Origin of the sequence: Citrobacter sp. RHBSTW-01013, assembly GCF_013781985.1 — a bacterium.
Taxonomy (GTDB): Bacteria; Pseudomonadota; Gammaproteobacteria; order Enterobacterales; family Enterobacteriaceae; genus Citrobacter; species Citrobacter braakii.
In genome coordinates this window covers 1,844,378-1,867,204 of the sequence record NZ_CP056185.1, presented here as the reverse complement: position 1 = coordinate 1,867,204, position 22,827 = coordinate 1,844,378, and the positions used below count along the sequence as shown (strand labels likewise).

The 22,827-nt window shown below is 50.9% G+C and carries 17 protein-coding genes and 2 pseudogenes; 9 read left to right on the top strand and 10 right to left on the bottom strand.

Annotated features, from left to right (window positions below):
* Nucleotides 1–46: 46 nt before the first annotated feature.
* The 4 genes from sanA (at nucleotide 47) to preA (ending at nucleotide 3,711) form a co-directional block, all read left to right on the top strand.
* Nucleotides 47–766, top strand: coding sequence for an outer membrane permeability protein SanA (gene sanA, locus HV350_RS09025; RefSeq protein WP_016153714.1), 720 nt, complete (start codon nucleotides 47–49; stop codon nucleotides 764–766).
* Between the two features lie 2 nt (nucleotides 767–768).
* Nucleotides 769–1,008, top strand: coding sequence for a DUF2542 family protein (locus tag HV350_RS09020; RefSeq protein ID WP_016153715.1), 240 nt, complete (start codon nucleotides 769–771; stop codon nucleotides 1,006–1,008).
* Between the two features lie 232 nt (nucleotides 1,009–1,240).
* A complete protein-coding gene (locus HV350_RS09015) occupies nucleotides 1,241–2,482 on the top strand; it encodes an NAD(P)-dependent oxidoreductase (RefSeq protein ID WP_181630283.1) in 1,242 nt (413 codons plus the stop codon).
* A complete protein-coding gene (preA, locus tag HV350_RS09010) occupies nucleotides 2,476–3,711 on the top strand; it encodes an NAD-dependent dihydropyrimidine dehydrogenase subunit PreA (protein ID WP_046275452.1) in 1,236 nt (411 codons plus the stop codon). Before HV350_RS09015 ends, preA begins: the two co-directional genes overlap by 7 nt.
* Before the next feature lie 57 nt (nucleotides 3,712–3,768).
* Here the strand turns inward: preA and mglC are convergent, their stop codons facing one another.
* The 6 genes from mglC to folE all read right to left on the bottom strand — a co-directional run bounded on the left by mglC (nucleotide 3,769) and on the right by folE (nucleotide 10,689).
* Nucleotides 3,769–4,779: a galactose/methyl galactoside ABC transporter permease MglC gene (gene mglC, locus HV350_RS09005; protein ID WP_003027393.1), complete on the bottom strand. Its 1,011-nt coding sequence runs from the start codon at nucleotides 4,777–4,779 to the stop codon at nucleotides 3,769–3,771.
* A gap of 15 nt (nucleotides 4,780–4,794) precedes the next feature.
* Complete coding sequence (gene mglA, locus HV350_RS09000; RefSeq protein WP_016153718.1) at nucleotides 4,795–6,315, bottom strand: galactose/methyl galactoside ABC transporter ATP-binding protein MglA; 1,521 nt, start codon at nucleotides 6,313–6,315, stop codon at nucleotides 4,795–4,797.
* Between the two features lie 71 nt (nucleotides 6,316–6,386).
* Nucleotides 6,387–7,385 carry a galactose/glucose ABC transporter substrate-binding protein MglB gene (gene mglB, locus HV350_RS08995; protein WP_016153719.1) on the bottom strand — a complete coding sequence of 333 codons (999 nt, stop codon included), beginning with the start codon at nucleotides 7,383–7,385 and terminating at the stop codon, nucleotides 6,387–6,389.
* 293 nt (nucleotides 7,386–7,678) lie between these two features.
* The gene (gene galS / locus HV350_RS08990; RefSeq protein WP_016153720.1) at nucleotides 7,679–8,704 is read right to left on the bottom strand and encodes an HTH-type transcriptional regulator GalS; all 1,026 of its coding nucleotides are present in this window, start codon (nucleotides 8,702–8,704) and stop codon (nucleotides 7,679–7,681) included.
* A 144-nt stretch (nucleotides 8,705–8,848) separates the two neighbouring features.
* Entirely contained in the window at nucleotides 8,849–10,006 is a 1,158-nt protein-coding gene (yeiB, locus tag HV350_RS08985) for a DUF418 domain-containing protein YeiB (RefSeq protein WP_047500983.1), read from the bottom strand.
* A 14-nt stretch (nucleotides 10,007–10,020) separates the two neighbouring features.
* Nucleotides 10,021–10,689, bottom strand: coding sequence for a GTP cyclohydrolase I FolE (gene folE / locus HV350_RS08980; RefSeq protein WP_003027410.1), 669 nt, complete (start codon nucleotides 10,687–10,689; stop codon nucleotides 10,021–10,023).
* Nucleotides 10,690–11,010: 321 nt separating this feature from the next.
* Here folE and fghA point away from each other — a divergent pair, with 321 nt between their 5' ends.
* Nucleotides 11,011–11,847 (top strand): S-formylglutathione hydrolase, encoded by an 837-nt coding sequence (fghA, locus tag HV350_RS08975; protein WP_101700072.1) that lies wholly within the window; start codon nucleotides 11,011–11,013, stop codon nucleotides 11,845–11,847.
* A gap of 621 nt (nucleotides 11,848–12,468) precedes the next feature.
* On the opposite strand, the gene HV350_RS08970 is transcribed toward fghA, so the two are convergent.
* Nucleotides 12,469–13,491 (bottom strand): IS110-like element IS5708 family transposase, encoded by a 1,023-nt coding sequence (locus tag HV350_RS08970; RefSeq protein ID WP_000156884.1) that lies wholly within the window; start codon nucleotides 13,489–13,491, stop codon nucleotides 12,469–12,471.
* A 59-nt stretch (nucleotides 13,492–13,550) separates the two neighbouring features.
* Between HV350_RS08970 and HV350_RS08965 the strand changes: the two are divergent.
* A pseudogene (locus tag HV350_RS08965) lies at nucleotides 13,551–15,545 on the top strand (ligand-gated channel protein).
* Nucleotides 15,546–15,610: 65 nt separating this feature from the next.
* Here HV350_RS08965 and lysP read toward each other — a convergent pair.
* Both lysP and yieE read right to left on the bottom strand, forming a co-directional pair.
* Nucleotides 15,611–17,080 carry a lysine-specific permease gene (gene lysP / locus HV350_RS08960; RefSeq protein ID WP_016153724.1) on the bottom strand — a complete coding sequence of 490 codons (1,470 nt, stop codon included), beginning with the start codon at nucleotides 17,078–17,080 and terminating at the stop codon, nucleotides 15,611–15,613.
* Between the two features lie 203 nt (nucleotides 17,081–17,283).
* The gene (gene yieE / locus HV350_RS08955) at nucleotides 17,284–18,156 is read right to left on the bottom strand and encodes a DNA-binding transcriptional regulator YeiE (RefSeq protein WP_047500977.1); all 873 of its coding nucleotides are present in this window, start codon (nucleotides 18,154–18,156) and stop codon (nucleotides 17,284–17,286) included.
* A 244-nt stretch (nucleotides 18,157–18,400) separates the two neighbouring features.
* Here yieE and HV350_RS08950 point away from each other — a divergent pair, with 244 nt between their 5' ends.
* The 3 genes from HV350_RS08950 (at nucleotide 18,401) to HV350_RS08940 (ending at nucleotide 21,470) form a co-directional block, all read left to right on the top strand.
* Nucleotides 18,401–19,450: a YeiH family protein gene (locus HV350_RS08950; RefSeq protein WP_016153726.1), complete on the top strand. Its 1,050-nt coding sequence runs from the start codon at nucleotides 18,401–18,403 to the stop codon at nucleotides 19,448–19,450.
* A gap of 71 nt (nucleotides 19,451–19,521) precedes the next feature.
* Nucleotides 19,522–20,379 (top strand): deoxyribonuclease IV, encoded by an 858-nt coding sequence (nfo, locus tag HV350_RS08945; RefSeq protein WP_046275457.1) that lies wholly within the window; start codon nucleotides 19,522–19,524, stop codon nucleotides 20,377–20,379.
* Between the two features lie 2 nt (nucleotides 20,380–20,381).
* The gene (locus HV350_RS08940) at nucleotides 20,382–21,470 is read left to right on the top strand and encodes a sugar kinase (protein ID WP_047416236.1); all 1,089 of its coding nucleotides are present in this window, start codon (nucleotides 20,382–20,384) and stop codon (nucleotides 21,468–21,470) included.
* Nucleotides 21,471–21,513: 43 nt separating this feature from the next.
* Here the strand turns inward: HV350_RS08940 and HV350_RS08935 are convergent.
* A pseudogene (locus HV350_RS08935) lies at nucleotides 21,514–22,765 on the bottom strand (NupC/NupG family nucleoside CNT transporter).
* Nucleotides 22,766–22,827 lie beyond the last annotated feature (62 nt).

Below are 22,827 nucleotides of genomic sequence, written 5' to 3'. Positions count from 1 at the left end.
GTACAGTAGCCTGATTGAAATTCCATCCAAATAACGAGTTTTCTGCATGTTAAAGCGCGTGTTTTACAGCCTGTTAGTCCTGGTAGGCTTGCTGCTTTTGACTGTGCTTGGGCTCGACAGGTGGATGAGCTGGAAGACGGCTCCCTACATCTACGACGAATTGCAGGATTTACCCTATCGCCAGGTCGGTGTGGTCCTGGGCACGGCGAAATACTATCGCACCGGTGTCATCAACCAGTATTACCGCTACCGCATTCAGGGCGCATTGAACGCCTATAACAGTGGAAAGGTAAACTATCTGCTGCTGAGCGGCGACAACGCACAACAAAGCTACAACGAACCCATGACGATGCGTAAAGATCTGATTGCCGCCGGTGTCGATCCCGCTGACATCGTGCTTGATTACGCCGGGTTCCGGACGCTCGATTCAATTGTACGAACCCGCAAGGTGTTCGATACCAACGATTTCATCATTATTACTCAGCGATTCCACTGTGAGCGCGCCTTGTTTATTGCGCTGCATATGGGCATCCAGGCCCAGTGCTATGCGGTGCCCTCACCAAAAGATATGCTCACCGTGCGGGTACGTGAATTTGGCGCCCGCTTTGGCGCACTGGCCGATCTCTATATTTTCAAACGTGAACCCCGCTTTTTAGGCCCGCTGGTGCCCATCCCTACCATGCATCAGGTACCGGACGATGCACAGGGATATCCGGCGGTCACGCCTGAACAACTACTCGAATTACAAAAGAAACAAGGAAAATAAGCATGGATGTACAAACCCTTTTCGTCGTGTTGGCCTTTCTGCTCATTCCCGTATTTTGTTTTCGCGAAGCATGGAAAGGCTGGCGCTCTGGGGCCGTAGATAAAATTAAAAAGAATGCACGCGAACCGGTTTACGCTTATCGCAATCAAGAGCCCCTGCAATTTTGGTCTTATGTGCTGGTTTATGCCGGGTGCGGATGTTTATCCTTCGGGATGGTTATTTACTTAGTCTTTTATCGCTAGAGAATTTTCCTTTATATTAGCATTTGAGAATAGCTAATATTTTGATAATAGTTACCATTTCAATGTAAGGAATTAATGCTGCCCGCCAGCATTTCCCTCAGACTATCTTCTATTTGTGAATCCTTTCACAGAATACTCTTCCTGCAGTGCTTAGCCTTAAGAATAGCCTTCACTTTTTATATTTTGTTATTAACGGTTTGCCTTAATTTACTCAAGCATTAAGGAAGAAAATATGCCACAACAAAATTATCTGGATGAGCTCACGCCTGCTTTTACCCCATTATTAGCAATAAAAGAGGCTTCTCGCTGTTTATTATGTTACGACGCCCCCTGTAGTCATGATTGCCCGGCGCAAACAGACCCAGGGAAATTTATTCGTTCTATTTATTTTCGTAATTTTAAAGGCGCTGCCGAAACTATCCGCGAAAATAATGCGCTCGGTGCGGTGTGCGCCCGGGTTTGCCCAACCGAAAAATTATGCCAGCGCGGATGTACGCGCTCAGGAATTGATAAACCTATCGATATTGCACGTCTGCAGCGCTTTATTACCGATTTTGAACAGCAGACCGCAATGAAAATCTATCAGCCGGCAACAAAAACGCTCGGCAAAGTAGCTATCATCGGTGCGGGTCCGGCAGGGTTACAGGCCAGCGTAACGCTAAGTAATCTTGGTTATGATGTGACAATCTTCGAAAAACAGGCCCAGCCAGGTGGCTGGTTGCGTTATGGCATTCCAGAGTTTCGTCTGCCGCAAGCAGTTTTGGATCTTGAAATTGCCCGTATCGTTGAAATGGGCGTGACCATCAAGTGCAATTGTGAAGTCGGCAATGCCCTTTCCATTGAGCAACTCAAAGCAGAATACCGCGCCGTACTGGTTACCGTTGGGATGTCTTACGGTTCAACATTACCTCTGTTTGAGAGGGCGAATCATGTCGAAATCGCCGTCGATTTTCTGCAACGAGCCCGGCAATCCAACGGCGATATTACCGTCGCACAAAGTGCATTAATCATCGGCGGTGGCGACGTGGCGATGGATGTCGCCAGTACGTTGAAGCTGCTGGGCTGCCCGTCAGTCACCTGTGTCGCGCGTGAAGAACTCGCTGACTTCCCGGCCAGCGACAAAGAATTCAGCAGCACACAGGCTTTAGGGGTGTCGATAATTGACGGCTTCACGCCCGTGGCGGTTAGCGGAAATCGAGTCACCTTTAAGCACGTACGCCTGCCAGGAGAACTCACGCTTGAAGCCGAACAGATTATTCTCGCCGTCGGCCAACATGCTCAGCTTGATAATTTCGCCGCGTTAAAACCACAGCGCAATCTTATCGATACGCACAATTATCAAACCGCCGATCCGGCTCTGTTTGCTGCGGGCGATATTGTTAAAGGCGATAAAACCGTTGTTTACGCCGTGAAAACAGGAAAAGAAGCCGCTCAGGCCATTCATCACTATTTAGAGGGAGCTTGCTCATGTTAACGAAAGATCTTTCTATTACTTTTTGCGGCGTCAAATTCCCCAACCCGTTCTGCCTCTCTTCCTCTCCGGTGGGCAACTGTTATGAAATGTGCGCCAAAGCCTATGATAGCGGCTGGGGTGGCATTGTTTTTAAAACGATCGGGTTCTTTATTGCTAATGAAGTCTCCCCACGTTTTGACCATCTCACCAAAGAAGATACCGGCTTTATTGGCTTCAAAAACATGGAACAAATTGCCGAGCATCCGTTGGAGGAGAATCTGGCCGCAATTCGCCGACTGAAACAGGACTACCCGGACAAAGTCCTGATTGCGTCGATTATGGGGGAAAATGAGCAGCAATGGCAGGAACTGGCCCGCCTGGTTGAAGACGCGGGTGCCGACATGATCGAGTGTAACTTCTCGTGCCCGCAAATGACCTCACATGCCATGGGTAGCGATGTCGGGCAAAGCCCTGAGCTGGTTGAAAAGTATTGTCGGGCCGTTAAACGCGGCTCGTCCCTGCCGATGCTGGCGAAAATGACACCGAACATTGGTGATATGTGTGAGGTGGCTCTGGCAGCAAAACACGGAGGTGCCGACGGTATCGCGACCATCAATACGGTTAAATCCATCACGAATATCGACCTGAACCGAAAAATCGGGATGCCGGTCGTCAACGGTAAATCCAGTATTTCCGGCTACTCCGGCAAGGCCGTTAAACCTATTGCTTTGCGATTTATCCAACAACTGCGCATGCACCCTGAACTGCGCGATTTCCCGATTAGCGGCATCGGGGGAATTGAGACCTGGGAAGATGCCGCCGAGTTTTTACTGTTAGGCGCGGCCACGCTGCAGGTGACCACCGGGATCATGCAGTATGGCTACCGGATTGTGGAGGACATGACCAGCGGGCTGTCACATTACCTCGCCGATCAAGGGTTTGATTCACTGGAGGAGATGGTTGGTCTTGCCAATGCCAATATCATCCCCGCGGAGGATCTTGACCGTAGCTACATCGTCTACCCGAACATCCATCTTGATAAATGCGTTGGCTGTGGCCGCTGCTACATCTCCTGTTATGACGGCGGACATCAGGCGATGGAATGGAATGAGGAAACCCGCACACCGCATTGCAACACAGAAAAATGTGTGGGATGCCTGTTGTGTGGGCACGTTTGCCCGGTAGCCTGTATTGAGCTGGGTGAGGTGAAATTTAAATCCGGTGAGAAAGAGCATGCGTTAACGTTGTAACGCTGACAAAAAAGCCCGGTACAGATTACGCTGCACCGGGCTTTTTGCGTTATACGATTACTTCTTACGCGCGTACTTCAGTGAGTCCAGCGCGACCGCGAAGATGATAATGCCGCCCTTGATAATGTACTGCCAGTAAGGGTTCACGCCAATGTAGGTCAGACCGTAGTTGATGACGGTGAAGATAATCACACCGGTCACCACGCCAAACACGGTCCCTACCCCGCCGCTGAACGACACGCCGCCAACCACGCACGCCGCAATCGCATCCAGCTCATACATAAAGCCGAGGTTGTTAGTCGCCGAGCCGATACGCCCGGCTTCGAGCAAACCACCGAAGGCATAAAACACGCCAGACAACGCATAGATAATCAGCAGGTTCAGCGCAACGTTGACCCCAGACACTTTCGCGGCTTCAGGGTTTCCGCCGATGGCGAAAATGTTTTTACCGAAGCGGGTCTTGTTCCACAGCACCCAGACAAACGCCACCGCAATCAGCGCATAGAAGGTGATGTAGGAGAGGCGGAAACTACCCAGCGCAATAAAGCCCTGCGCGAAGGTGGAGAATCCGCTGTCAAAGCCAGAAATTGGCGATGCGCCGACAAAGTCGTAGTACAGGGAGTTGATCCCGTAAACGATGATCATCGTACCCAGGGTGGTAATAAACGGCGTCACATTCAGATAAGCAATGATAATACCGTTCACCAGACCGATAATGGCGCCAATCACGCAAACAATCAGCACCACCACGATGATTGGCATTGTAGCCATTTCCGGGAACACCTTGTTGGCGTTCTCCATCGACTGTAGCAAGGTTGCCGCCACGACTGCCGCCAGGCCAACCTGACGTCCCGCCGACAGGTCTGTCCCTTGGGTAACAATCAGCCCGGCCACACCCAATGCGATAATAATACGCACCGAGGATTGCGTCAGAATATTACTCAGGTTCAGTAAGCTTAAGAAAGTGGGATCCTGGAAAATAATAATCGCCAGCAAAACCAAAAGAACAACGTAAATTCCGCCTTCTTTCAGATAAGTAAGAAAACTTTTCTTATTTAACGCACTCATGAGGAGCCCCTAATCTTAAAGGTGCAAAGACGCAAGACGGAGGATTTCGTTTTGCGTTGTTGTTTTAGTGTCAACAATTCCGGCAACGAGACCATTGCTCATCACCAGAATACGATCGGTAATACCTAGCAGCTCCGGCATTTCAGAGGAAATAATAATAATCCCCTTATCCTTTTTCGCGAGTTCGGCAATCAGCTGATAAATTTCAAATTTCGCGCCAACATCGATACCACGCGTGGGTTCATCTAACATCAGGATTTCTGGCTGCGTTAATAACCAGCGACCAATAACCACCTTTTGCTGATTACCACCGGACAGTGAACCGATTTGTGTACGATGGCCCGGCGTTTTCACCCTCATTGAGTCAATTACCCACTGGGTATCACTCTTCATGCGGGAATTATCCAGCAGACCAACTTTATTTTTATAGTTTTGGATATTGGAGATTAACGAGTTAAAACCAATATCCAGATACGCGTAAATACCGGTTGAGCGGCGCTCTTCCGTGACCAGTGCAAAACCATGGTTAATGGCCTCATTTGCGCTGTGGTTATTAATCTTTTTGCCGTGTAGCGTAATCGTACCCGATGATTTCTCACGAATACCAAAAAGCGTTTCTACGATATCAGTACGTTTTGCGCCGACCAGCCCGGCAATCCCGAGAATTTCCCCTTTGTGCAAATCAAACGAGATATCACGAATCGACGGCTGACGCAGCGAGGTCAGGTTACGTACTTGCAGAATGACTTCACCGGGTTTGTTTTCTTTATCCGGAAAACGTTGGTTCAGTGAACGGCCGACCATCATGGAGATGATCTTATCCATATCCAGCCCTTCCAGCGGCTGGGTCGCAATCCACTGGCCATCACGCAGCACGGTAATTTCATCGCATAGCTGGAAGATTTCTTCCATCTTGTGAGAAATATAAACAATACCGCATCCACGCTCTTTCAGCTTACGGATAATGGTAAACAGATGATTAACTTCTTTCTCGGTTAACGATGACGTTGGCTCATCCATGATGACGATTTTTGCGTCATAGGAGAACGCTTTCGCAATTTCAATCATCTGCATTTGAGAAACGGATAATGTACCAACGCGCGCACGCGGATCGATATCAATATCCAGTTCATCAAATATCGCTTTGGTATCGCGGTACATTTTGTCCTGATCGACAAACATGCCTTTGGTGGGATAGCGTCCCAGCCACATGTTATCCATCACAGAACGTTGTAATACCAGGTTTAATTCCTGGTGTACCATCGAAATACCATTTTCAAGCGCTTCTTTAGCAGAATGAAAATCGATTTCTTTACCCTGAAATAAAATACTACCGGAATCTTTTTGATAGATGCCGAAAAGACATTTCAATAATGTTGATTTCCCCGCGCCATTCTCCCCCATTAAGGCATGAATGGAATGTGGGCGGACTTTTAAATTGACATTATCAAGAGCCTTAACGCCGGGGAAGGACTTGTTGATGCCGGTCATTTCCAACAAGTATTCGCCTGACGACTGAGTATGTGTGCTGACCATAATTATACCTTGTTGGCCTTGCAGAGTGCGTTATTAAGGGCGCAATGACATTGCGCCCAAAGACGGAGTATTTACTTATTGGTAAACTCTGCCAGATTATCTTTATCGACACCTACGTACGGAACGCGAACAATTTTGTTCTCAATTTTCCAGTTAGTGCCATCTGCCGCACCTTTACCGTCAGCCAGGTTTTTCGCCAGATCGAAGGTGGCTTTCGCCTGGTTGTTGGCGTCGTTCAGCACGGTACCAGCCATTGCGCCAGATTTCACCAGAGCCAGCGCTTCAGGCAGCGCATCCACACCAAATACCGGTACGCTGGTTTTGTTGTGCGCTTTCAGCGCTTCAACTGCGCCCATTGCCATCGCATCGTTGTTTGCGATAACCACTTCGATTTTGTTGGCGTTCGGACCGGACATCCACGCATCCATTTTATCTTTTGCCTGAGCGGTATCCCACATTGCAGTATCTAACTGCAGTTGCTCAGTTTTAATGCCTTTATCGTTCAGCTCTTTAATCACGTAAGTGGTACGTGCTTCAGCGTCCGGGTGTCCCGGTTCGCCTTTCAGCAGAACAAACTGAATTTTGCCGTCTTTGTTCAGGTCCCAGTTCGGGTTAGCTGCCCAGTGTTTGGCGATCAAATCACCCTGAATAATACCGGACTCTTTAGAGTCGGTACCGACGTAAAACGCTTTGTCATAACTGTCCAGCGCCTTACGAGAAGGTTCTTTGTTAAAGAACACGATCGGTACGTTCTGCCCGCGTGCTTTTTCAATGACCGTGCCTGCCGCTGCCGGGTCAACCAGGTTAATCGCCAGTGCTTTAACGCCTTTTGCCAGCAGCACGTCGATCTGGTCGTTTTGTTTGGACTGGTCGTTCTGCGAGTCATTCATCAGCAGCTGTACATCTGGCGCCGCTTTGGCATCTTTTTCAATAGCCTTACGTACTACAGACATAAAGTTATCGTCATACTTATAGATAGTCACACCAATGCGGGTATCAGCAGCGTGCGCAGCCGCGCCGAATAACATGCTTGCCATTACAGCAGACAGGGTCAACACCTTCTTATTCATGGTATCTCCGGTTTTATTATGCAGGGTAGTACTTGAGATAAATGCTCGGCAGGCAGAACGTTACTGAAGTGTTACTGAACGCCGAAGCTCACTTTTAAAAAATATTTCTTCCGTGTCTGGCAACGCTCCAAAAACAGGCTTTAATTTTTGTTTAAGGCACCTTTACCTCGGTGAAAGTGATTATTCACCGTTACATAGTAGTTACAGCGCAACAAACAGTGTCATCATAGCTATGGCATTGTTAATATACTGTGAATTTACTCACATATTGAAAGCGGTTACATCGCGCAACGTTATGAGTTAGTGATCGGTGCCGCATTCTGCCGAAGCGCCACAGAATGGCGACGCACCAGCGTCGGCATAAAGCAATGCGTCGCCTCCGGGTCTAACGTGCCTGCAGCCCCCTGTAGCGCAAGCTCCGTCGCCATTTTTGCCATGGAGGCAATGGGATAGCGTACGGTGGTCAGTTGCGGATCGGTGTAACGCGCGATAGGAATATCATCAAAGCCAATGATAGAAAGGTGTAATGGAATAGCGATGCCGTTGTCTTTTAGCGCGGTCAGCGCGCCGGCAGCCATATTGTCGTTATAGGCGAAAACCGCCGTCAGTTGTAAGTTACGTCCCAGCAGTTCTACCATCGCAGACTCTCCGCCTTGCATATCGGGCGAACCGGTGCCGACCCAACTTTCTGCCGCAACAATCCCCTGCTCTTTCAGGGCTGTTAACCACCCTTCTTTGCGCATGGTATCATCTTCAATGCGATGGCTTGACGCCAGATAACCGATGCGTTGATGACCATTATTCAGCAGCATTCGGGTCGCCATTTTGGCACCGCTGATGTTATCCAGGCAGACGCAACGGTGGGCGTAACCCGGCACCAGACGGTTGATCAGCACCATGCCGGGGATCTGATCCATAAACTCGGCGAGTTCCCGATCGCTCAGTGCTTTCGAGTGTACAATCAGTGCGTTACAGCGCTGACGAATCAACACCTCAATGGCATGACGTTCTTTTTCAGCCTCATGATAGCTGTTGCCAATCAGGACATACTTCTGATGCTGCTGGGCAACCATATCCACGGCTTTTACCAGCGCGCCAAAAAAGGCGTCTGATACATCCATGACCACAACACCAATCGTGTCGCTCACCTGCGTCGCCAGCGCTTGCGCGTTGGCATTAGGTCGATAGCCCAGCAGAGTAACTGCCTTCATTACCGCTTCACGCGTATCGGGACTCACCAGCGCACTGTTGTTCAGTACGCGGGAAACGGTGGCTACAGAAACGCCAGACTGTCGTGCCACATCACGTATGGTGATCATATTCACTGCCCTGTTTTAGATTGCGGTTGCCCGCAGACACCCCAGGCTGGGTATTTTGTCAGCACAATGAAACGCACTGCGTGAGAGATGTCACAGGAATGAAAGCGCTTACATCCGTTTTGTTAATGAATGTGATCCAGATCGTTATCTGGATGTACGCGGCAATGATGTCCCCGCAGCACGCAGGGTTAATTGACGCCATAGCCATTCCACCGGGCCCTGGCGGTAAAAACGTAGCCATATGACGGAGAAAAGTAGGTTAACGGCCCAAACCGGAATGACGAAATACAGCAGCTCCAGTCGGTCAAATTTCATAAATAAGCCGACCTGGTAAAACAGCGTGGTGCAGATTAAGGTTTGTAACAGATAGTTAGTTAATGCCATGCGCCCCACACAGGCGATGGCAATGACCCATTTTAAGCGGCTAAGCTGCGGCCAGAAGCCGAACATCAGCGCGGCGTAACCGATGGTTTGCAACGGCGCACCCAGCTCTCGCGGGGCTTGTAGCAAGAAGGCACACCAGCGATATGCCCAGTCCAGATGCCACTGAGCGACGATAGCAGGCAGGTTAATCGCCATCCCGAGAATGACCAGCAATACACCGGTGCGTCGGTAATGCTGTAAGCTGTACTGCCCTTTTAACCAACCGCTGCGCATCAATGCCGCGCCGAGCAGCATCATCCCCGCCAGTTGCCAGCCGTACTGTGCACCCAGCGCCAGCAAGCTATTGGACATCATATCCACGCGATTGCTGACGGCTTCCATTCCACCGTTTATTTTCCAGTATTTTTCATACAGCAACGCTGAGGCATCCGGCGTCCAGGCACGACTGGTTTCACTCCCGGAGATAACCCCCAGCAGCAGCAATACGCCAACGCCCACCAGATAAAGCAGTACGCCGGTGTTAAATAAGCTTTTTACCGACGGCGCATCACGTATCAACCGCCAACAAATCAGGCCGATTAAGCCATATGCCAGCAGGATATCGCCATCCCAGAAGAGTAAACCGTGAATAAAACCCAATAGAACCAGCAGCGTAAGCCGCGACTGGATCCAGCGTTTACCGCGCGGGAGCAGCATTTGCAGACCGGCACCGAACAGCAGCGCAAACAGCGTGAGGAATTTTACCTGCGCAAAGAGATCGAGCAGCGCCCAGGTCCAGGCGTCGGATAAGGTGATGTTGCCATACCACGCGGGATTGAGGTATGCCGCCTTTGGCAAGCCAAAGGCGCTAATATTGAGAAGCAGGATACCAAGAATGGCGACGCCACGAATAAAATCCAGCGTGACATTACGCTCCATGGTCCCTGCCCTAATCAGTTGTGATGACGTACTGCGCGCAGGAATTCCTGACGCGTGTTCTGGCTGGACTTAAACAATCCGCCAAGAGAAGTGGTCGTGGTCGCACTGGTCGCATCGCGAATGCCACGCGCTTTCACACAGTAATGTACCGCATCAATCGACACCGCCACATTATTCGTCCCGAGCAGCGTTTGCAGCGCGGTGAGAATTTGCTGGGTGAGACGTTCCTGTACCTGCGGACGCTGTGCGAAAAACTGCACAATGCGGTTAATCTTCGACAGACCAATAACCGAATCTTTCGGGATATACGCCACCGTCGCTTTGCCATCGATAGTAACAAAGTGGTGTTCGCAGGTGCTGGTCAGCGTGATATCGCGGACCGTGACCATCTCGTCCACCTTCATTTTGTTTTCAATGACGGTAATTTTCGGGAAGTTGGCGTAGTCGAGGCCGGAGAAAATCTCATCGACATACATTTTCGCAATGCGATGCGGAGTTTCCATCAAACTGTCATCGCTCAAATCGAGATTGAGCAACTGCATAATCTCGGTCATATGGCCCGAGATAAGACGTTTGCGCGTTTCGTTATCCATCTCTTGCACGGGCGGGCGTAGTGGCGTTTCAAGACCACGCGCGACCAGCGCTTCATGAACCAGGGCCGCTTCTTTACTGAGTGATGACATTTCTTCTTCTCCTGCAGGTGGGGCGCCTCTGCCCTGCATGGGGCAAAGTTTTTAGGCTGTGTCACAGCCAGAACATTGTGCGTGAGGCGGCGCACATAATCCAGTATTCACCGCGATAATTATTGAAATTGGCACAGCCTTTCAGCGTAGCGATTTCACTTGTCGTTCTACCCGGCGACGTCGAGTGTTAATGTAAAGTTATATAGATGATGAAGTATGTTTGCTCAATGCGGAAGTGAAAGTTGCTCACAGTGCCATGAATAATCTGTATTATGGTGAGTTCGCAAACATATTCAGGTTCAACACAACAAGGAGCCCCGCATGGAAATGCTTGAAGAGCACCGCTGTTTTGAAGGCTGGCAGCAACGCTGGCGTCACGACTCCGCCACGTTAAATTGCACCATGACCTTCAGTATTTTTCTTCCTCCCCCGCGCGATAACACCCCGCCTCCGGTGCTGTACTGGCTGTCGGGTCTGACATGCAATGATGAAAACTTCACGACTAAAGCCGGCGCACAACGCATCGCGGCTGAGCTGGGCATTGTACTGGTGATGCCGGACACCAGTCCGCGCGGCGAACAGGTTGCCAATGATGATGGCTACGATTTAGGCCAGGGGGCGGGATTTTACCTCAATGCTACCCAACAGCCATGGGCAACGCATTTTCGCATGTATGACTATCTGCGTGATGAGCTGCCGGCACTGATTCAATCGCAGTTTAACGTCAGCGATCGCTGCGCCATCAGTGGACACTCCATGGGCGGTCACGGCGCATTGATTATGGCGCTGAAAAATCCCGGGAAATACACCAGCATTTCCGCCTTTGCGCCGATCGTAAATCCTTGCCGCGTTCCGTGGGGGGAGAAGGCTTTTAGCGCGTATCTGGGTGAAGATAAATCACGGTGGGCCGCGTGGGACAGCTGCGAGTTAATGTTGGCCAGCAAGCCCGCAGACGCGATTCCGACGCTTATTGATCAGGGAGACAGCGATCAGTTTCTCGCCGATCAGCTGCAACCCGCGGTACTAGCCGAAACGGCCCGTCAAACCGCATGGCCAATGACGCTACGCATCCAGCCAGGTTACGACCATAGCTATTACTTTATTGCGTCGTTTATTGAGGATCACCTGCGCTTCCATGCCCAGTATTTGTTGAAGTAACGCCTGAGTGAGGGCGCCAGCCCTCTTCATTTCTCCATCATTCCTTCACTTTTTCTCCTTTTTTCTTTCTCCACTATCCTATTGATTTAAAAAGCATTACCCTCAAAACAAGATCAAACACAAATGATTTCGATTATCATTTGTGTTTACAAACATTCATACTTTTGTACAATCCATTCGCTTCTTTACAGACAAGAGTCCTTAAAAGACAAATACATACAATTGTCATGGCCTTTCACATGACGCGCTGATCGTTACCCTAAATAATTCGAGTTGTATGAACGCGCGTAGCCAACGCATCTGCAACTTGAAGTATGCCGGGTAAATTCATTTAAATGGAATGATACAAATGACTATACCTCACTATAAGGGCTTCCCCGAACAGTCAACGCCGGTTTTTAATTTCTGTCTGTTCATCAATGAAAGGCAAGGGATAAGACTGCGCTACTATAAACGGTCATGCTGAATCGCTAGTGATTCGGACCCTGATGAAAGACGCTCGTGAGATCCTCCTTCGTTAATCGGATAGTGATATCCAGTAGGATATGCAGATACTTCTCACGGGGGTCTAACCCTTTACCATCAACAATTTACAGTTCAGTTACTACTCAGTTAAATTTTTCATGTTGTTGAATACAGTCTGAAGTCATCGCCGTAATGTAATGATGCCCAGCACAACCTCGCATTCTTGGCGGCGATTGCAACGACAGCACGCCAGTATCCCCGCCTACCAATCAACGAGCAGACCCAACGGCTAAACGGGTCCGTTCTATTCTCTGCCCCTACCATTACAGAACGGGCTCCCTGGACCAGTAGGGTTCGCAGATAGGCATCACCCGCTTTTGTTATCCTGCCAAGCTTTGATTTTCCGCCACTACTGTATTGTGATGGCGTTAGCCCCAACCAGGCTGCCAGTTGGCGCCCGTTCTTAAAATCATGGGCATTGCCAATACTGGCGACCAGCGCACTCGCTGTGGTGGGCCCAACACCTTTCAGTTCCATTAACTGCTGGCTGCGATGATCTGTTTTGGCCACACGAGATAATACCCTGTCATATTCGGCGATTTTCTCTTCAATATTAGTGACATGTGTCAATAGATCATCAATGCACAGCCTAACCTGTACTGGCAGAGTTTCCTTCTGGTCAGAAACAACATGACGCAGAGCATCAGTGCTTTGTGGGGCAATAACCCCGAATTCAGATATCAGGCCCCGAAGACGGTTATACGTTGCTGTTCTTTCCTGGATAAATCCCTGTCTTGTCCGATGTAAGCATTGCATTGCCTGCTGGCTTTCGTCTTTGACTGGTACAAAGCGCATATGCGGCCGCTGCACTGCCTCACAAATAGCTATTGCATCAGCTGCATCATTTTTCCCGGTCTTACCCGCCATGCGATAGGGTGAGACAAATTTCGGAGCCATCAACCGGACATCATGGCCATACTGCCTGAATAATCTTGCCCAATAGTGGGCACCCGAGCAGGCTTCCATTCCAATGACACAGGGAGGTAAACCTGCGATGAGTTCAGAAAGTGCTGCACGCGACACCTTGGGTTTAACCAGAACAGCTTTACCATTTTGGTCAATGCAGTGAACAGCAAACACATTTTTAGCAAGATCGATACCGACTGTGGTGATGGTCATAACGAATCCCTCTGGGTCAATGTTTATCCTATGATTGCACGAAAGTTAATCAGGCACATATCTAGGGGAAGTCCCTTCCATTCGTTAAGGCTGTAGCTGCCGCAGTATGCGTCGCCAGTCTCCCATCACTCGGGCATGCCGCTGAACAAGACACCGTGGTGGTTACCGCCACCGGCTTCGAACAGAAAATTCAGGACGCTCCCGCTTCGATATCTGTTATTACCAAGCAGCAGATTGAGGACAAAGCCTATCGCGATGTTACCGATGCGCTAAAAGATGTCCCTGGCGTCGTCGTCACCGGCGGGGGTAGCAGCAGCGATATCAGTATTCGTGGTATGGCTTCGCAATACACGCTCTTCCTGGTCAACGGTAAACGCATCAGCACACGCGGCACACGTCCTAACAGCGACAACTCAGGTATTGAGCAAGGTTGGCTGCCGCCGCTGGAATCCATCGAGCGTATCGAGGTCATCCGTGGCCCAATGTCATCTCTGTACGGCTCAGATGCGATGGGCGGCGTCATCAACGTCATCACCAAGAAAGTGTCGAATACCAAAGCCTGGACCGGCTCTCTGCACGGCGATGCCACTTTCCAGGAAGACAGAGACTCCGGCGATATTTATCAGACCAACGCCTATGCGTCTGGGCCCCTGATTGACGGATTACTCGGCGCGAAAGTGACCGGGTTATTCTCTCATCGGGCAGAGGACAAAATCCTCAATGGCTACAATGAACAGCGTATGCGTAACGGGGGCTTAACCCTGAACTTTACGCCAGATGATAAAAATGACATCGACTTCGATTACGCACGTGAACTGCAGGATCGCGACAGTACGCCAGGCAAATCCATGGCCGAGGAAAGCTGCCGCAACGGAAGCTGCAAGCCCAACAGTAAAAGCGAAAACAAGTATGTGCACACAACGTATTCACTAACCCACAGCGGTTATTACGACGACTTCAACTCCACCAGCTATGTCCAGCAGGAAGAGACCGAAAACCCAGGTCGCCAGATGAAGTCCTACAACACGATTTTCAATAACCAGAACCAGGTCTTCCTTGGGGCGCACACCCTGACGTTGGGCGGGCAATACCGTTATGAAAAACTGAGTGATAACGGCAACCAGCTGCAAGCTGCTGATGGACTGAACAAACTGACCCGCTGGAGCTGGGCGCTGTTTGCTGAAGATGAGTGGGCCGTTACCGATACCTTCACGCTGACTGGCGGTCTGCGTATGGATAAAGATGAAAACTACGGCGACAACTGGACGCCGCGCGGTTATGGCGTATGGCATCTGAGCGATCAATGGACCTTAAAAGGCGGCGTTTCAGCGGGCTATCGCGCACCGGATCTGCGCCAGTCGTCTGCCAGTTGGGGACAGGTCACCGGCGGCGGTAGACTGGACGGAATCATTGTCGGCAACCCGGACCTGAAGCCGGAGAAAAGCCTCAGCGAAGAGATCGGTTTACTGTGGGATAACGGCAACGATCTCAACGCGGGCGTCACGCTGTTCAATACTGACTTCAAAGACAAAATCACCGAAGTGCGCCGCTGTAACAGCAGCTCCGATCCGGCCTGTACCATCGGCAATACCCACTATGACTTCGTCAGCGATCGCGTTAACGTCGATAAAGCCAATATGCGCGGCGTAGAATCCACTTTCGGCTGGAAGATGACTTCCGACATCAACTGGACGGCGAACTACACTTACACGGAATCTGAACAGAAAAGCGGTCAGTTCTCCGGTCAGCCATTGAACAAAATGCCAAAGCATATGTTCAACACCACGCTGGACTGGCAGGCCACGCAGGATCTCGGTTTCTGGAGCCGTCTGAATCTGCGCGGGAAAACGTCTGAATACCTGAGCCGTACCTCCATGGCGCAGGGCACCCCGTCCTATACTCAGGTCGATGTTGGTTTGCGCTACTATGCTAACAAAGATCTGCTGATGACCGCTGGCGTGTATAACGTGCTGGATAAGCAAATCGATTACGATACCTACGACACTGTTCTCGATGGTCGTCGTTACACGGTTGGCCTGACTTACAGCTTCTAAGTCTGGCGCAATAAAAAAACCCCGGCACTCATCATGCCGGGGTTTTTGTTATGCTTTTTATACTGTTATTTCTTCACGCGATCCGGGAATTTCATTTCGCTGTAGCGAACAAAATGAGTTCCTTTCGCCAGCTTATAGCCAAACCAGATAATCAGGAACAGCGGGATACCGATATAGGTTGCCATCACGCCGCCCCAGTCAATGCTATCTTTCAGGAACGCTTCGTAGTTCTGGCCCAGAGTGATAATCAGGCACAGCACAAAGGCGAAGATCGGACCCAGTGGGAAGAAGCCAGAACGGTACGGCAGATCCTTCACATCGTGACCCTGCAGCACATAACCGCGACGGAAACGATAGTGGCTAATCGCGATCCCCAGCCAGGCGATAAAGCCCGTCATCCCGGAGGTGTTCAGCAGCCAGAGGTACACGGTCTGGTTACCAAACATCGAGGTCAGGAAACACAGCCCCGCCACCACAGTCGTCGCATACAGCGCGTTACGCGGAACACCGCCACGAGACAGTTTGCCGAAAATACGCGGCGCTTTACCGTCGCATGCCAGGGTGTAAAGCATACGCGTGGAGGCATACATCCCGGAGTTACCCGCTGACAGTACCGCCGTCAGGATAACCGCGTTCATCACTGCAGCGGCTGACAGCAGACCCGCATGCTGGAATACCAACGTGAACGGGCTAACGCTGATGTCTTTCACATCGTTGCGCAGCAGACTCGGATCGGTGTACGGGATAATCAGGCTGATAATCAAAATCGCGAACACATAGAACAGCAGGATTCGCCAAAACACCTGACGTACCGCACGTGGAATGTTCTTTTCAGGATCTTCAGATTCGCCTGCCGCGATACCAATCAGCTCAGTTCCCTGGAAGGAGAAGCCGACGATCATCGCCACGCCAATCATAGCGGCAAAACCCCCGGCAAACGGTGCATCACCGGTCGTCCAGTTGCTCCAGCCCACCGGCTGAGTACCTTTGAAGATACCGAAAATCATCATCACGCCAACCACGATGAAGATAATTACAGTGGTGACTTTGATCAGCGAGAACCAGTATTCCGCTTCACCAAATCCGCGAACGGAAATGTAGTTCAGCAGGAAGATAACGCCGAGGAACAGTGCGCTCCAGATCCAGCCCGGCGTGTCCGGGAACCACCAGCTCATCACCAACTGTGCGGCCACCAGGTCAACGGCAATCGTTACCGCCCAGTTGTACCAGTAGTTCCAGCCCAGCGCGAAACCAAAGCCTTCTTCTACGTAGTTTTGACCGTAAGTGGAGAACGAGCCGGAAACCGGCATATAGGCAGCCAGTTCACCGAGGCTGGTCATCAGGAAGTACACCATCAGACCGATCAGGATATAAGAGAACAACGCGCCGCCAGGACCCGCCGCAGAAATAGTTGCACCAGATGCAACGAAAAGACCTGTACCGATGGAGCCTCCAATGGCAATCATCGTCAGGTGACGCGCCTTCAGTTCACGACGTAGCGTGGGCGCTTCTGTGGTTTTAGTTTCGGAAACCATGTGAAAATGCTATCCATCCAAAAAATGAGGCGCGATTGTAGCAGACGAAATGGCATTCTTCCGGCACAAATGCGCTGTTATAAGAGACCTTCATGACTGGCCGCGGATTATAAGTAAAGCAGAAAACGGGCGGCACAAGGCGGTTAAGACGTAACAGCCATTATGGATAGGGTGGCCTGACGAGAGTTAGCGCGCTATTCGCCCTACTCAACCTGGTCGCTGTAATATAAAAAACGCGTAATGGCATTGGAGATATGTTTTTGCCGGTGATGAACGCGCCAGAGAGTGCGCACTAAACGCGGTAGTGGCACGGTAACTTCGCTCAGCGTCCCTGCCTGTAACTGCTCCGCAATGACCCGACGCGACAAACAGCTGATCCCGAGACCATGGCGCACCGCATGCTTAATGGCCTCGGAGTTCCCCAACTCCATCGCCATCTGAAATCTTGGCAGATGAGACAACAGCAGGTAATCCACCAGTTCACGCGTCCCCGATCCTCGCTCACGCAGGATCCACGGCGAAGCAGCCAGCTGTTCCAGCGTAATGGGCCCCTTTGTGAGCGGTGACGACGGTGCGGCAAACACCACCAGTTCGTCCTCCAGCCACGGTTCAGAGATGATTTCCGTACTGTGACACGGCCCTTCAATCAGCCCGATGTCTACCCGAAAATCCAGCACCGCATTGATCACGTCCTGGCTGTTGCCCACGCTAAGCTCCAGCGGTAAATCGGGGAAGTCCTGGCGATAACGGGCGATCATGGCGGGCAGAATATAATTACCGATGGTGCTACTGGCATAGACCCGAATGGCGCCATTATCTTTGCGAAAAAGCTGTTCGATTTCGGTGGTTTGCTCAAGTAACGCCAGCGCGCGCGGATAAAGCAAGCGTCCGTGTTCGTTAACCACCAGCCGTTTGCCGACACGGTCAAACAGTTGCACGCCAAGTTGCCCTTCCAGATCGGTAAGCGCCGCACTCACCGCCGACTGCGACAATGCCAGCATGACAGATGCCTGGGTCGTTGAGCCGCTTTTTAGTACCTCAGCAAACACTTCAAGTTGTCGCAGGGTGATATGCATAGTCGTTTTCCACCGGATAGCCGTTACTTATACCCTAAATAATTCGAGTTGCAGGAAGGCGGCAAGAGAGAGCATCCCCCGGAGCGTACTTAAGTACGTGACTGGGGTGAATGAGCGCAGCCAACGCACATGCAACTTGAAGTATCACGGGTATACCACTTATATAGATTAATTATAAATATATAATCAATTTTATTTTTAAACCACTTCGCCTTACTCTTTTACCCAGATAAAGGAGAAGGATATGACAGAACTCACCTTACAGACTCATCGTCGTACAGCGTGGCATTTTATTCCGGGGCTTGCCCTGAGTGCAGTTATCACTGGGGTCGCCTTATGGGGAGGATCCATTCCCGCCGTCGCAGGTGCCGGGTTCAGCGCCCTCACCTTAGCCATCTTATTGGGGATGATTCTCGGCAACACCGTCTATCCGCACATCTGGAAAAGCTGTGACGGCGGCGTGCTGTTCGCGAAACAACATTTATTACGTCTGGGGATTATCCTCTACGGTTTCCGCCTCACCTTCGCGCAAATTGCTGACGTCGGCGTCAGCGGTATCGTGATTGATGTGTTAACGCTAAGCAGTACCTTTATGATTGCCTGTTTCCTGGGGCAGAAAGTATTTGGTCTGGACCGTCACACCAGCTGGCTGATTGGCGCGGGTAGCAGCATTTGTGGTGCCGCCGCCGTGCTGGCAACCGAACCAGTGGTGAAAGCAGAAGCCAGTAAAGTGACCGTCGCTGTCGCCACCGTGGTTATCTTCGGTACTATCGCTATCTTCCTGTATCCGGCGATGTATCCGTTGCTTTCACACTGGTTTAGCCCAGAAACCTACGGCATTTACATTGGCTCCACCATGCATGAAGTTGCACAGGTTGTGGCTGCCGGGCACGCCATTAGCCCGGATGCGGAAAACGCCGCGGTTATTGCCAAAATGCTGCGCGTCATGATGCTGGCACCGTTCCTTATCCTCCTGGCCGCACGCGTTAAACAACTGTCTCCGGCCACGGGCGGTGAGAAGAGCAAAATAACCATTCCATGGTTTGCCATCCTGTTCATTGTGGTCGCAATTTTTAACTCGTTCCACCTGCTGCCACAGTCAGTAGTGAACATGCTGGTAACGCTGGACACCATTTTGCTGGCAATGGCGATGGCTGCCCTGGGGCTGACCACGCACGTTAGCGCGCTGAAAAAAGCCGGTGCCAAACCGTTACTGATGGCCCTGCTGCTGTTTGTCTGGCTGATTGTGGGTGGCGGTGCGATTAACGTCGCTATCCACGCGCTGATGGCATAAACGATCACGACTCACCTCTATTAACCCGCTATACTCTCCCTTTTTGTATTTGAGTATGGCGGGTTAAATTTATGAAATATATCGGAGCGCACGTAAGCGCCGCTGGCGGTCTGGCTAACGCCGCTATTCGAGCCGCAGAAATCGAAGCGACCGCATTCGCCCTGTTCACCAAAAATCAGCGCCAGTGGCGTGCCGCGCCGCTGACCACCGAAATCATTGATGATTTTAAATCTGCCTGCGAGAAGTATCATTATACTGCCGCCCAGATCCTGCCTCACGACAGTTACCTGATTAACCTCGGTCATCCGGTTAGCGATGCGCTGGAAAAATCACGTGATGCGTTTATAGATGAAATGCAGCGCTGTGAACTGCTGGGCTTATCCTTGCTGAACTTTCACCCGGGCAGCCATTTGATGCAGATCCCGGAAGATGAGTGTCTGGCGCGCATTGCCGAATCCATCAACATCGCCCTTGCTCAGACCCAGGGCGTTACGGCAGTTATCGAAAATACCGCCGGACAAGGCAGCAACCTTGGATTTAAGTTTGAGCACCTTGCCGCCATTATCGACGGCGTCGAAGATAAGTCCCGCGTCGGCGTCTGTATTGATACCTGCCATGCCTTCGCGGCCGGTTACGATTTGCGCTCCGTCGAGGAATGCGAAAAGACGTTTGCGGAATTTGAGCGTATTGTCGGCTTCAGGTACCTACGCGGTATGCACCTGAACGACGCCAAGAGCGCATTTGGCAGTCGCGTTGACCGTCACCACAGCTTAGGTGAAGGCAATATTGGCCACGATGCCTTCCGTTGGATCATGCAGGACAATCGTTTTGACGGCATTCCGCTGGTGCTGGAAACAATTAATCCGGATATCTGGGCAGAAGAGATTGCCTGGCTGAAAGCCCAGCAAACAGAAAAAGCGGTGGCATAACCATGAACGACAGGGAAAAGCAGATCCTTAAGATCCTGCGTCGCAATCCGTTGATTCAGCAGAATGAAATCGCCGATATTTTGCAGATCAGCCGTTCACGCGTTGCTGCGCATATTATGGATTTGATGCGTAAAGGCATGATCAAAGGTAAAGGTTATATCCTTACCGAACAGGATTATTGCGTGGTTGTTGGGGCGATCAATATGGATATTCGTGGTGTTGCTGACATCCACTATCCTCAGGCTGCCTCTAACCCTGGTAGCATTCACTGCTCGGCAGGCGGCGTGGGACGCAACATCGCCCACAACCTGGCGCTGCTGGGCCGTGACGTCCACTTAATTTCCGCTGTTGGCAGTGATTTCTATGGCGAAACATTGCTGGAACAAACGCGTCAGGCCGGTGTTAACGTTTCCAGTTGCATACGCCTGCATGGACATAACACCTCAACTTACCTGTCGATCGCTAATCAGCAGGAAGAGACCGTACTGGCAATAAACGATACCCATATCCTGCAACAACTGACGCCGCAGTTACTGAATAGTTCGCGAGATTTGATCCGCCATTCCGGTGTCGTACTGGCAGATTGCAATCTGACTGCCGAAGCCATTGAGTGGGTCTTTACTATTGCTGATGATATTCCGGTATTCATTGACACCGTTTCAGAGTTCAAAGCGGCAAAAATGAAGACCTGGTTTACGCGTATTCATACGCTCAAACCAACGCAGAAAGAGCTGGCGATTTTGTGGGGTCAACCTATTCATTCAGATGCCGATCGCGTACTGGCCGTTAATAGTCTCCATCAGCAAGGGGTAAAACGAATCTTTGTTTGCCTGGAAGATGAATCCGTTTTTTGCAGCGAAAAGGACGGAGAACAGTTTTTACTGACGCCTCCTGAGCATACGGTTGTAGACAGTTTTGGCGCCGACGATGCTTTTATGGCGGGATTGCTGTACAGCTTTCTGGAAGGTAGTGAATTTCGTGAAAGCGCTCACTTTGCCATGGCCTGCGCGGCATTATCGCGAGCCAGCGTCAGCATCAACAACCCAACCCTCTCAGCAGATAACGCCTTGTATTTGCTGCAAACTGCTTAAATGTAATGCCGGATGGCGCTACGCGTATCCGGCATTATTTTCGCTATGCCAGCCCGATAAAGAAACCGGCTATAGTAGCGCTCATCAGGTTTGACAGCGTTGCTGCTGCCAGCGCGCGCATGCCAAGCTGCGCGATTTCCGGGGCTCGCTGTGGCGCTATCGCCGAAAATGCTCCGACGACAACGCCAATCGAACCAAAGTTAGCGAAACCGCACAGCGCAAACGAGATAATCGCAATGGTCTTCACATCCAGTGTTCCACCCGTTTGCAGATACGGCGAGAAGTTGAGATAAGCGACAAACTCATTAATCGCCAGCTTCTGTCCGATCAGGCTGCCTGCCAGCGTCGCATCGCCCCAGTCCACACCCATAATCCACGCCAGCGGGGCTAGCGCATAGCCAAAGATCCCTTCCAGAGTGGCGTGACCAAAGCCAAACCACCCACCAATTCCGCCAATAATGCCGTTAATCAGCGCGATAATGGCGACAAATGCCATTACGACCGTCGCCACGCCAGCTGCAATTTTCAGCCCGGTCATCGCTCCGCTCGCCGCTGCTTCGATGATGCTTTTCGGTGGCGTTTCAGTAAATGACAGGTTCTCAAAGGTGACACGAGATTCTTCAGTTGCCGGACTCAGCATACGCGCGAACAAAATACCGCCAGGGATTGCCATCAACGATGCCGCCAGCAAATAGTCAATCGGAACGCCCATTCCGGCGTAACCAATCATCATTGAGCCAGCAATCGAGGCCATCCCACTACAAATAGCGGTAAACAGCTCATTGCGATTCAGGCGGTCAATAAACGGCTTCACGATCGCCGGGATCTCGTTTTGCCCGAGAAAAATCGTCGTTACGGCGACAAATGACTCGATCTTACTGATGTTCAGCGCTTTCTGGAAAATACCGCCGAGGATGCGGATCAACAGCCCCATCACGCCAATGTAGTAGAGAAGACTGATCAGTGCGGTCACAAAAAATGATGGCCGGAAGCACCCGAAAAGCGAAGATAAACCCGGCTCCGTCAAACAGCACATCCATTTTTGGCCCTACCAGGGAGCCAAAGATAAATGCGCTTCCCGCGTCACTGTATGACATTACCTTGTGGACACCGAGCGCAGCCTGTTCAACCAGCCATTTTCCTGGCGGGAAGTACAGCATAATGCCGCCGATTGCGATTTGCAGTACCAGTGCAGCCCCGACCGTACGCAGACTTATACGTTTTTTATTTACTGACAGCAGAAACGCGATGGCCAGTAATACCACCATACCCACAACACTTCTCATTATATCCATAATGAAATTCCCTTCATGCCAGGAAACCCGGCGTTATCGCCAGGTTTTGGTAGGTTTGATAT